This is a genomic window from Pedobacter aquatilis (assembly GCF_032678425.1).
In the GTDB taxonomy this organism is placed as follows: Bacteria; Bacteroidota; Bacteroidia; order Sphingobacteriales; family Sphingobacteriaceae; genus Pedobacter; species Pedobacter aquatilis_B.
This window is the reverse complement of record NZ_JAVTSG010000005.1, coordinates 178,431-190,850: the sequence shown is the minus strand read 5'-3', so window position 1 is coordinate 190,850 and position 12,420 is coordinate 178,431. Positions and strand designations below refer to the sequence as shown.

The 12,420-nt window shown below is 40.6% G+C and carries 6 protein-coding genes; all 6 read right to left on the bottom strand.

The window, feature by feature from the left end; all coding sequences use genetic code 11:
* Positions 1–48: 48 nt before the first annotated feature.
* Positions 49–1,830: a tetratricopeptide repeat protein gene (locus R2Q16_RS15900; RefSeq protein ID WP_316738372.1), complete on the bottom strand. Its 1,782-nt coding sequence runs from the start codon at positions 1,828–1,830 to the stop codon at positions 49–51.
* Positions 1,831–1,874: 44 nt separating this feature from the next.
* Positions 1,875–3,188, bottom strand: a complete 1,314-nt coding sequence (locus R2Q16_RS15895) for a hypothetical protein (RefSeq protein ID WP_316738370.1) — start codon at positions 3,186–3,188, stop codon at positions 1,875–1,877.
* Positions 3,189–3,190: 2 nt separating this feature from the next.
* Positions 3,191–5,503: a S8 family peptidase gene (locus tag R2Q16_RS15890; RefSeq protein WP_316738369.1), complete on the bottom strand. Its 2,313-nt coding sequence runs from the start codon at positions 5,501–5,503 to the stop codon at positions 3,191–3,193.
* Positions 5,504–6,388: 885 nt separating this feature from the next.
* Positions 6,389–7,306 carry a hypothetical protein gene (locus tag R2Q16_RS15885; protein ID WP_316738368.1) on the bottom strand — a complete coding sequence of 306 codons (918 nt, stop codon included), beginning with the start codon at positions 7,304–7,306 and terminating at the stop codon, positions 6,389–6,391.
* Positions 7,307–7,308: 2 nt separating this feature from the next.
* Positions 7,309–11,625, bottom strand: coding sequence for a DEAD/DEAH box helicase (locus R2Q16_RS15880; RefSeq protein WP_316738367.1), 4,317 nt, complete (start codon positions 11,623–11,625; stop codon positions 7,309–7,311).
* A gap of 164 nt (positions 11,626–11,789) precedes the next feature.
* On the bottom strand, positions 11,790–12,350 hold the full coding sequence (locus R2Q16_RS15875; protein WP_316738364.1) for a hypothetical protein: 561 nt from the start codon (positions 12,348–12,350) through the stop codon (positions 11,790–11,792).
* Positions 12,351–12,420 lie beyond the last annotated feature (70 nt).

Genomic DNA, 12,420 nt, shown 5'->3' with positions numbered 1-12,420 from the left:
AGCTCATTTTTTTTAAAAATATTGGTTTTCGATGAAATAATTTTGTTGCTATTTAAATGGCAACCTCGACATGCAGATATCAACTTTTCGGCCACTGGCGAGATTCTTTTGCTCGATATGGTAGTTAAAGGCGGCTGCCCATTCATCTGCCCGTTCTACTTTTGGCCCAAGGGTGATTTTATGGAGGACAGGGACTGCACTTATCAGCTCGATGTATACCCTTGGGAATTCGGTGTCTGAGATAATATTTTTGCTAAAACCAATGCCTTGTACGACCAGTCGGACTTCATTTTCGTACTGGTATTCGGAGCTTTTGAATAGATAAGCTATGTCGTTTAGGATTTTGGTTATGGCTTGCATTTGGGGCGGTGTCAGCGCTTTTATCTGCTGCAATAGCGTCTTCATGTACTGGTTAAGCCTTGCATTCTTCTGGCTTGAATAGCCCGGTACTGCAAATGCATTTTGGGTGCGGTAAGCGACACGGAAGAAGGTGAAATTCTTCTCTTTATCAATGCGGCCGAGGGAATCATCTCCGCTGGTAACCATAGTCTCAAGGGCTTTGACAAAATCTTCGCGGTGTATGGTTATGGCGCATCCCTTGGCCTCGGCCTGGGCTTCTTTGCCATACATACGCCAAAGCGTAAGGTCATCGTGTTTGGTATCTGAAACAAAACTGCCGATAAAAGGCCTGACGGTGAAGGTTTCTGCAAATGTACCGTTTTTTCCAACGTTCATAGGCGTGAAAGAAAGGTAATTGAAGAGTTCTTTTCCCTCGGAGGTATCATTTAGGAAATTGCCTTCGGAAAGCCGGAAGGGGCTGTTTTCCAATATCATTTTTTTTGTGCTGGATAAACTGGTGAAGTGTGTGATGCATTTATCCTTGAACTGAAGTAAGCTCTGTATTTTATCGACGAGTATATCGATTTCGTTATACCAGAGGTTATCAATTTTTTGCTGCAGTTCTTTTATTCTTCCCAAAGATAGCTGTGAGCGGTACTCTTCGGGATTACCGCTAAGGTTGATGTATTGCTGGTAGTCTGCTTTGGCTGCTTCATAGTCTTCTAGCTTTTCAAGGGCAGCTGCCCTTTCGTAATATGCAAGCTGGTATTTAGGATTGATATCTAGTGATCTATTGTAGGATTCAACCGCTAAGTCATATTTGCCCTTCATGAAAAGTGCGAGCCCTTTGTTGAAATGGGCGTTTTCTTTCTCGAAGGTGCTGTATTGAATGGCTAGCTCAAACTCTTTGAGGGCTTTATCGTACGCTTTTTTTTGATAAAAGATAACACCGCGCATATTGTAAGAAATGCCGATATCGGGGTCTTTGAATGCAATCGCCTGATCGAAGTCTGCCATCGCGTCATCCAAAAGCTCGAGATACCAATGTGCATATCCTCTTCTTCTATGGTAAGTTGGGCTCTGGGGTTTGATGGTCAAGGCTTGATTATAACAAGCGATGGCTTCCTGATACCTTTTCAAATTGGTTAATGCTTTTCCTTTCCCTTCGTATGCACCAGCATAATTTGGGTCGATGGATAAAACAAAATCATATTGTTCGATGGCTTTCTCGTAGTCTCCAGTATTGCACATCAGGTCTGCCTTGAGGGCATAACCGTAGGTATCGCTTGGATTTATCGCTTGCGCCAAATCTAAGTATTGGCTGACCAGGCTGAACTGTCCCTGGCTCATCAGCGCTGCTGCTTTGAAGTTGTAGAGGATGGCACTACTGTACTGGGCGAGCAGGCTGTCGGAAAGCATTTCCATTACCTGATTAAACTGTAGGTTTTGGATCATTTCCAGAACCAGCTTTTCCAGGTCTTCTTTAGTCATATCATCTGCCATGGTCTTTGAGTTCATATAAGGTTTTCGTTTATTTAGGATTTCTGAATGCCGAAAGCACTAACTAGGGCGTTGCTAACCTCTGCGACTGATATTTCTGAATGCCCGAAAATGAATTCATCAGATTCGAGGTTGTAAACTTTTCCTGGCTTAAAGCTGTATGGCTTGTTTGCAGCATTAAGTTTTAGCTGTTCGACTTCTGGGGTAACCTGTGCGCCATTGCCGCCGAGCCCACCATATGGATCGTTTTTACCTCCTATACCACTGGCGATTTGGCGAGCGAGCCTTGAAGCCACAGCATAGGCAATTCCTACTGCCTTATCTTTTCTACTATGGGTAATAATGAAAGCGCCTTTGACAAGCTGTTTAGCTACCACAGGGCGGAAAAGCCCATCTAAGCTTCTTTTATATTCTTTGGCAAAAGCATAATGGGAGAATGCGGCTTGGAGCAGGGATAGCGAATCTACTTTTATCTGGTTTGCTATCTCTTCACCTAATATTGCGGAACTCACCAGGCGCGCGCCAAAGCTATGGCCAACCAGGTGAATTTTAAGGGTTGGGTAAGCTTTAATAAGTTTTGCGAGCACTGGATTGAGGCCTTTTCGTCCGACCAGACCTGAACGGTCTTTCATCATGTAATAGGTTGTAAGGTTGAGCAGGTTCTGCATGCTATCTTTGATACCTGAGAAAAGTGACATGGAATAGCCGTAGCCTGGTGGAGGAAGGCTGACACTGCCGCCTGTGTCTGCAGGTGGAAGACCGTCGTCCCAATAACCACTATCGGTTAGCATGGCCTGGATTTCAGGCACCGTGAAATCTGGAAACTTTTCTTCATTCTCTTTTGGTTTAGTATCTCCGTTCTTAAAGGTTTCAAAGAGGTCGGTAAAAGCTTCTGCGAGGCGCGGGGCTTTTGCGTTGGCGGAGATAAGCTTTGCTATTTCTGTAAGCTGTTTAGCTGTGGCAGGTGTCTGGGCTATATCGGATAGGCTGTTTGCCTGTTTTGCAAGTTCGGTATTTCCAGATGTGCTGGTTGTGGATGCTGCGCCGCCGGCTGTGTTTGAGTTACTTGTATCTGGGTCTCCGAATTTTTTGGATGGCCAGATGACGCCTAGGGCAAGAAACTTTTTTCCTGAGGCTGGCCTTGAGGCGATTTCTTTTTCGCTTAGGCGGAGCAGGCGATTGTACAAAGATTTGGCTTCATTATCATTGTTGTTCCATCCGTGGGACAGGACGAGAAGGTCAGTGAAGTTGCCTGTGTTAAGGGATGTTTTTAGCGCTATTAACTGGTCCGGATGGACAAGCTTTGCGTCTTTATCAAATTCGAGTAGTAATAAGTCTATTGTTTCCATTTTTATATAGATTGGATGGCACGCATTAAGTCAATTAAGCCGTTTCCCTGGAAGTAGCGGTCTCGTTTGAGGTCTGTGGCGGTGTTGTTGAAAATCTCTTTGACCTGTTCTGGCTGTCCGATATATTCCCTTCGGATGGATAGAAAGGCTGCGATGGCGCCTGATACATGTGGGGCTGCCATACTGGTTCCGCTATCCTGCATGTACTGAAAATCGCCTAGGTGCCCTTCGGCGATAAGTGCCTGGCGCTTGGGTGCAGAGGTGCAGGAAATGATTTTTTCTCCTGGGGCAACCATATCGGGCTTGAGCCTGCCATCTCCAGTAGGTCCTTTGGATGAGAAATAGGATATTCCAAAAGTATGTGGCATGTCGCGATGTGTGGAGCCGACAGTAATTGCGAGTTCTGCGTTACCTGGGTCGTTGATGCTTAAAGGAATACCCATTGCCATCCGGTTGTTGAATGCTGTGGATACGAATCCGTATCCGGTATTGCCTGCTGCTGCGACAACGACAACGCCTGATTTGACCAGGCGGTTGACTTCTACGCAGAGCGGGGATTGTCCGCAGGCAAACCACTCGGGTTCAAACACATAACCTAGGCTTAAGTTCAAGCCATGTATCTTGATGTCGCGCCCGTAGTTGTTTATTTTTTGGATATGGCCGATAGCAGCAATAAGTGCACTGGCATCTCCTTTTCCCTCGCTATTGAGGACTTTTATGCTGACCAACTTGCATTTTGGTGCGATGCCGGATATTTTATCAAGCTGCTGTGATTCATAGACGGTTCTATCGTTGCTGTTTTTCATGCTGATGAGCGCCTGGATATCCGGTTTGTAGGTTATGGATGTCTTTCCATTTTTTTCTTTTTTGCTTGTTTTAACTGGGGCGACCTCTCCTGCTATGATGCCTGCAACATGGGTACCATGTCCGAATTCATCCAAAAATGGATCTAGATCATCCACCATATCTTTATGGTAATGTTCGTGTGGGTCTTTATTCTCATGCATTTTGAAATGGATATGTTCGAAATCAATCCCCGAGTCTGCTACTGCCCAGCTTATGTATTCCCCGAAGGCGGAAAAAGAAGATCTCGCTGCATCTGCCTTTATTGTTGAAATGGATTTAACCGTTTGGGCTGTGACCTCGAAATCGGGCCATATTTTATAAATAGCTGCTGGGGCGTCTTCGGCATCTGCAGATATTAGAACCGTTATGAGCGCAGCAGGTAGTAAGGCAAAGACATACTGAGCACTGTACTCTGTTTTATTTCGAAAGACGCGTATCTGCCCAAGGCTCGCGTTTTTTTTATCATCGGAAAGGGTGTCAATTAGCTTTATGATCTTTTCTTTTGCATTATCTCTTCCCAGGGGATAGTTGAAATTTAAATCAATTATCACCTTTATCGATGAGCCGGGTTGTTTGGTCATCTGCTCTTGGAGTGGTTTTGCAATTATAACCTTATCTAGGCTATCGGCATCGAAGTGCAGGGTCTGCCTTTCGCTGTGTCTTGTGGCGCCAGCGGGCAGGTAGTCAACCATTTGATTATTTAGGAGTAGTGCAGGCTCTGGTTTTTGTGATTCGGTTCCGTCTAGGTTTGCTGCCAATCCGCCATCTTTAACTGGTTTAAAAGCCAGGTATTTACCTTCTTCATAGATTAATTGAATGGCTTTGAAGCCAAATACCAGTTCGGTAGATCCTTCAAAGCTTATTGCCGACGTGCCGGATGATGAGGCGTTCACGCCTACCTTTGGCCCCAAGATTTCCTTTACTGCAGTAGCGTCGATGTTAAGTTTTGCGCCTTTGCTATCTTGGGCTTCGGTTGAAAATTTACGGCTTTTTATAACCGAGCTGATGATGTAAATTTCTCCATCATTGAGCAGTTTAAGGATGTGTTTGGAGAAAGGATCGGGCCCGGCATCGGTTAAAAATTTATCGAGCTGGATGATTGGTACCGAATCGGTAAGTACGTCTTCGAACTGAAATACGATTTTGGAGGCCTTATTATATTGCGCCTCAAGGCCAATTTTACCGCCACCCATTGCGCCGATTAGATTTGAGAGGATGCTAAGCCCTACCCCCGCATCTAAGTTGCCTGTACGCTGGCCGGAGATATTTGCTGTAGGTTCATTAACTTTTACGGATGGAAGGGAGATATTTCCGCCGCTGATAAGTAAATCGGCTAATTCGCCAATAGGTTCAAGGATTTTTCCTTTTTTCATGAACAGTTGCAGGGGCTGGATATCGGCCCTTGGTAGGCGGACTACATTGTAGCCAAATTCTTTTAGATACTTTAGGGATTGATCTGAGCAGGTCATATTTAGTATGTTTATTTTTTAGATAATGAGTTTTTAGCTTAGCTGCGCTTAAGGCGTAAAGGGTTATGTAGTTTTATAGGATATTTCTTCATTGGCGTTCTATTAAAATTCGTGGAGAATCCGAGCTTACAGATTGCAGATTAGACTGCGATATTAAAATAGGGCTAAAGTTGTTGCACAAGTGGACACAGCAGTTGATTTTACTCGTGCCAATAGTTTTCCAGAGGCTTATTTTTTGTGTTCCTGCAGCGAACATCGACTTTAATGTCAGATGAATATGAAAGTCAAAATAGGGCATATCTATGGATGATTAATAAAGAGGATTAATCGTCTGCACAGCCCTTGGCTACTGTAAATTCCAAAGGGCATTCCAACTTGCCAAACCTGGTACCAGGAAAACTATGGATCGGAAATTTGAGAATGAGATTGCGTTATTTTTATGTTTGGCTTATGCAAGTTAAAGCTAAGTATTCCGATTAAAAATACTTAAAATTAAGTATTTTTAATTAGCCTTTGAGTTCGTCTTTTAATCGAAAAAAGTTATTCAAGCGAGGTCAGTGTGATAAGAAAGATTAGTTATAAGAAGCAATAAAGACTAATGATAAAACGTGGTCAATAATAGAATTTCCAGTTTGAAAGGCGGCGGCAATTGTGAATTATAAAAGGATGATAGGCAGGTCATTAAGTTTTCAGAAAAGATAATTTATTATTCACAAAATCTGAAAATTGTTCCGATTTTGAACCTATTTTTTTATAAAAATTTTGCTGTAAAGTAAAAGACGGAGGGCTTACACCTTCCATCTCATTTATTTTTGCTCTAATTGTTTACAAAATAGCTTAGACTGATTTTGCTTCACTTCGGAATGATTGCAATCGATGCCTTCGCTAAAATATAGATTTTAATGAAATGAGTAGGGATATTAAGCCTAGGCAAACTGCTCCAATAGATAGTGTGACTAAAAGATTTATTCTGTTACCCATTAAATCTATTTTACGCTCCAAGCTATTTGATAAGTTATCCAATTTTGAACTCATTTGTTTCTCCAAATTTTCAGTTGCCTCCAAGAAATCTTTTTGCAAGTTTGACAGGGTTGATTGTGTCTTAATTAGGTGATCATTGAGTGAAAGCAACGTACCATTCATGCTGTTTAGGGAAGAAAAGATATCTGAAAGCTTTTTATCGTGCTTAAAGAAGTGCTCTTCAAGATCTATAGACTTTAACTTAGTGATTTCGGTTCTGAAGTTATCTCCGAGTTTCTCAAACTCTTTATAAAGGCTTTGTAGATTTTTGAATCTTGTATCGAAAAGCTTATTGAGGCTATCTGAGAAGGCGTCATTTGCGTCTTTAAAAGCTGATTTCAAGTCTAGATTATCTAATTTTTCAATTTTACTATCAAGCTTATTTATCTTATCTGCAAACTCTGTGTAAAGGTTTTTAAGATCTGTAAATCTATCGTCGAATTGGCTGTCGAGGGAGCTCATAAATGATTCATTCGCGATTTCGAATACAGTCTTGAGATCAAGGTTATTCAACTCGGCAATCTTTGTGTCCAAGTTATCTAATTTATCTTCAAATGACAGGATTTCTCCTTTAAGTAAACTCGCGTTAGCCTCTAAAAAGGAGGAGGATTTCTCCACGATTTCAGTACCAAGCCCTGAAAATTTTTCTTGAATTACTTTACCACTTTTAAGCACCTCAGCAACATCAGCGCGCATTTTATCTATTCTCTCTAGCTGGGCCTTAAGGGCCAAAACATTTTCTAATGAAGAGTCTAGGATTTCTTTCGTATTATATTTGCTCATAATTAGGCTTCTTGGTGGTAAAATTTATTTAATAAATCCTCAACTGCTTTGAGTTGCAGGCTTTGTAAGATTTTGTTTTTTATAAGGTCGATATCCATCATCACCTGATTATCATGATCTAGGTTTTCTACTAGGCTTTCAAAATAACTGGTGAAAATATTTTGGATATGATTATAATTCCCCGAGTGGTAATAATCATCCTCAAAAAGCTTGTGAAAGCCAATCTCAACAATCTTATTTGCATCGCTGCGATAGGATATATTATTTGATGAATATAATGCGAATGCATTTAGCAGCCTTAATACCCAATCTTTCTGAAGGTCTGCCTCTGTAAGTGAGAAAAGAATTTTTTTACAAGAGCCGATTAAATGCTTGTAATTATTTTGCTCTGTGCCTCTTTTAAGCAGCTCTTTATCCAAAAATTTAAAAAGTAAATCTTCAGGGTTTTTTGTCCCACTCTGATACCTCTTGTAATCGTCGAGTAACGAGCATTCCATATCGTTTTCGAAATATGCGGGGCGGGCATACTTTGCGTTAAAATAGTAGTAAATTTCTTCTTTAAGATAAATGTTTTTTTCAAATTCGGTTAGGCCTTTCTCATCTGCAAGAATGCTTTCAAGAATTCCTTTGATTTCCGTAGTTGCCCTTTTTCTTTTTGTTGCGATCTCCAGATAAGAAAACTCTGCAATATACCAGAGTAAATGGATGATATCATCTACTAGCCTACTGGGCTGATGGTGTAACCTAGATTCGATTTCCGAAAGGCTGCTCTTAACCGTTTGCTCTGACTGGTATCTCCGAAGAAATTTTTCTAAGGCTAGCAGGTATTCGTTGATGGAATTATACTTATTGAAGACGCATGTATATATTTTTTTATTGTAATCCTTGGTGTAGGACTTCAGAAAACCAACGGAATGGAGCCGGTAAATCATTCTCCCTGTCTCAATATCTCCTCTGTTTCTCAAAAAAGCCTTTTCAAGCTGCTTTTTTATCTTTTCATCTAAAGTAGAATAGACCACATAGCGATCGCCATCCATCTTAAACCAGAACTCATCAAGATTTGTAGCGTATTTGAAGACATTATCAATGCCGATAAGAATATCCTGCGAACTTTTTTTCAGCTGATTTGCCAGAAGATTTAAGTTCAAATATTGCCTCACGATATCGAGATGCTGATTTCCATAGTTATTGGAGAATTTTAAGTGATATGTGAATTCGGTAGCCTTCGCGTTCTCAAATTCCTCTTTGAGGCTAAGCTGTTCATAATCATTTTTCTCAAACTCGGCCTTGTAGAAAAGATTAAAAGCATGGGAATGTTCAAAGTCCATTCCCTTGTAATTCATATTGTAGAAAAAGTCATGAATGTCTCGGTCTTCGGATTTGAATTGTAGAATTGTATCAATATTTTCAACAAGGAGTTTATGCATCTGGACAACTTTATCTGGGCTCAGCGTGAACTGTTTTCCATTCTTTGCGGTAAAGCTATACTCAATGCTAAGTGCGAATTTCAAGGCCTCTTCGCTACTCTTAAACTCGCGGGCAACATATCTATCGCTTTCGTTTTTATACTGTACCAGGCTATATGTGATGATAACAATTTCAAAGGGTGTGAAAATATTATTTTTCGCACGGTCGATATCCTTTATTCGGATGATATCGAAAACGCAATAGGTGCGGTTACTGGCCAATATCGTTGCCACTGCAACTTTTTTATCACGCCCTCCTCTTCCACACTCTTGGACGAGGCTTTCAAGTGAGCTAGAGTAATTGACGTGGAATGTTGCACGAATATCTTCTTTATCGATACCCATTCCAAAAGCCTTCGTGCAGACCATATGATCTATTTTCCCTGTTGTAAATCCGATAAAACTCTCCTGGATGGCTACTTTTTCCTTCTCCAGATCGGAACCGAAATAGTAGCCTGCAGATTTTCGATGGGTAGTTAAGGCATTATGAATGTATTTAACTCCTTTATTATTGTAATAGCCCCCCTGCTCGTTCTGCATTTCTCCTTTTATGGCGCAAAATATGACCGACGAAAAGTTTGGTTTGAGTTTCTCCTGAAGCATCCCGGGGTTATATTCAAAGATAAGGCGCTGATCCTTTTTGATGATTTTTCCGCCCTCATCTTTCTTACAAAAATCTCTTTCATCAAAATTAGTAAAATGATGTCTCTGGGATTGCTCGAGCAATTCGGCACTATTATAATAACTGTAGGTCTGCTCAAAATTATTTAGCTCTGCGAGAAGCGGATTTGAACGGTCAGCGATATTTGTTACGTCTACAACCCGAAAAAAAAGCTCCGGACGAACCGTATTTTCAATCATAATAATAGCTTCAGAAACTTCGTCACTATCTATCTTCAATTCCCTTTCGATATCGGCAAGTACATCGAAAGAGGCTGTGGCTGTAAGTCCAATTAAACTCACTCTGCCGTCTTTGCTTTTCGCAAAGGTCTGGGCGTTCTCGCCGAGCATCAGGTAATCATACCTAAAGTCATGACCCCACTCTGATACGCAATGTACCTCGTCTATCACGCAATAGCCAATACTTTGTCCCAGGCCGTAATAATCGATTTTACTAATTTTATTTCTGAACTCTTCGATTACAAATCTCTCAGGGGAAACAAACAGAAACTGGCTGCCGGCCAGTAGGAAGTCAACAATATTTCGGTTCTTCTGTGCATTTGTCAGGGAGGAATTTGCATATTTTGCACTATCAATCCAATTTTCCCTTAGTACCCTGACTTGATCTTCCATTAGTGATTTTATCGGGTCTACAACGATCGTTAAGCTCGGCTGTAGGAATGCTGGGATTTGAAAGGTAAGCGATTTTCCTCCACCAGTTGGTAGTAGTCCAATAACTGGTAGTTTTTGTAATGCTCTTGAAATAATTGGTAGCTGACCTTCTCTAAACTCTTTTTTCCTGAAAATTTGCTGCAAAAAGTATGTGATAGGCCCAGTGAGTTCCTCTATATTTGAATAGGATGTATCGTCATTTCTGCTAACTAACGGCCGATATTTCAAAGACTGTGAACAGTAGACTATTCTAGATGCTGCTATTGTTGTATCAATATAATGACTGCTTGTTATTGTAAAATAATTTTCTAGATCATGATATTGATTCTTTACGATTCCTTCTCGTAGCAAAATAGAATGGTCTATTACGAAATCATATTCATGGGGATGGAAATCGGCAAAAGCTATAGTCTCATAACCCAAATTAACCCGCTCGTCTAATATCCACTGTTCCTGCTGAATCAGTACAAGCCTCATCTCAGGTAAATTAAACCGGTCATCGGGATCGACTAGCGCATTCAAATTGCTGAACATATTTTCCAAATCTGCCAGCGCGATAGCTGCGCCTGGCAAATCACGCTCTACGGCTGCTATACGAATAACAGAAAGATCATTTAAAGACTTTCTGCGTATAAAAATCTCAAGTAGTGCTTTCTGTATACGGGCAATAACAAAAGGTAATAGAACCAGGTAATATTTCTTTAAATCTTGCTGAATATCTCTGCTGAAATTAGCGGAGAAAACATTAAAAATCTCTCTATCAAATTCATCCGCAATATTTTTGATATTCCTATCAATTTCAAAACTCGAGAACCGAATGATATCCGCATTGACTTCTTTGACCAATTCATCTCTAATGGTATCGTAAAGTACATATTCTTTCAGCAAATGATGACTGCCGTCAACCTCGTAGACTATGGTCTTTTGCTCATAACGATCATTTTTCTCAGAGTAAAAGAAGTAAGGAATCGTGTAGGTGAAATCAAAACGACGATTTCCTTTTACGCTTTCATTCAGCGTATGGAATTCTCTTTGACTTTGTAAAATTTGTTTAAAAACCGGATGTTTTTCAATAAAACGCCATTCTAGGTTAGAATCTATTTGCCCACCATACTCTGATCTCGGTATATCATATCCAGGCTTGATGAGATGTAAAAGTTCATAGATCTCTTGGTATTCAACTATGTTCTCAGCCAGATGATAGCGGTATTCGGACTTTTTGCCTTTACTTATATTTAAACCTAGCTCTACAAATAATTCCTCGAGCATTAACGGAGCCCTTGTTGGCAGTCCTCTTGTCAGAATATTGTTTATGGTTGCCAGAACTGGATGTATATCGCTGTAGTTTATATCGAAATCCCTAGCGACATCTATATTGAAACAGGATATTGACTTCAATAAACCTTTAATTCTGTTGATTTTGGGATCAGAAGATGTATCATTGAAAAAACTCTCCTCTTTGAAGCGCTCATCGATGATTTCTGATATACCGTCGAGAATAAAACCAGCTTGAAATCTCATGTTCTAATATCTTATTTTCTCCTTTGGCAATTTATTTTGTTTTGAAAATGCCTATTTACAAATAGCATGATTCAGTTTTTTTTTGTCGGCAAAAGCTAGTGTTTTTAACTCGAAGTTCCTAGCTGTTTTGTTTCTGCACTTTTTTCACTTAAGTAAATAAGCGTCTAATTATTAAAGTCATCTTCGGATATGCTGTTCGAGTTAAAACTGTTATCAGCTCTCCCAGACTGTACGTCCAAGCTTAAACGATAATTCTGTATTTGATAGCCATCGACAGTAAATTGTTTATTAAAATCGAGTATCTCTTCGCCTTTCTGATAAAGTGCACCTGATGTAAACTTACCCAGGCATTGCCTTCCTGAGGTCTTAGATACCCAATTTTTTCCATAAGCGATTTTAAGGTAATATTCACCTTCTGGTATATTTCTAATGGAATAAACTGCTCCACTATTGATATACACATACCTTACGCATTGATTGCTGAAGGTAGACATCACTTTTATCACCACATCAGTTCCGCCTCCTACGCTAACTTGTAGCTCATTTTCTATGCTTCCGTAGCTCGGTGAGTAATTATAGCAGTCAGGCATAACGCCATTCGAAAAATTTTGCCCAACCCATCCTTCCTCTCTTAGAATCTCTTCCTGTGTTTTCTCTCTCTCAGGTACATACGCTGATGCGACTGGTGCTGGCGCGGGGCTTTGTGGTACAAATTCACTCTGCATCTCGCCTTGATCTGGTTTGGGCTTGGAATCTCCGAATTTACAACCTGCAGCCATTAGTAAACAAAATCCC

What these genes read in the sequence shown, in the direction of transcription:
- R2Q16_RS15900 (WP_316738372.1), bottom strand. Translation starts at nt 1,830, where the DNA reads ATGACTAAAGAAGACCTGGAAAAGCTGGTTCTGGAAATGATCCAAAAC.
- R2Q16_RS15895 (WP_316738370.1), bottom strand. Translation starts at nt 3,188, where the DNA reads ATGGAAACAATAGACTTATTACTACTCGAATTTGATAAAGACGCAAAG.
- R2Q16_RS15890 (WP_316738369.1), bottom strand. Translation starts at nt 5,503, where the DNA reads ATGACCTGCTCAGATCAATCCCTAAAGTATCTAAAAGAATTTGGCTAC.
- R2Q16_RS15885 (WP_316738368.1), bottom strand. Translation starts at nt 7,306, where the DNA reads ATGAGCAAATATAATACGAAAGAAATCCTAGACTCTTCATTAGAAAAT.
- R2Q16_RS15880 (WP_316738367.1), bottom strand. Translation starts at nt 11,625, where the DNA reads ATGAGATTTCAAGCTGGTTTTATTCTCGACGGTATATCAGAAATCATC.
- R2Q16_RS15875 (WP_316738364.1), bottom strand. Translation starts at nt 12,350, where the DNA reads ATGCAGAGTGAATTTGTACCACAAAGCCCCGCGCCAGCACCAGTCGCA.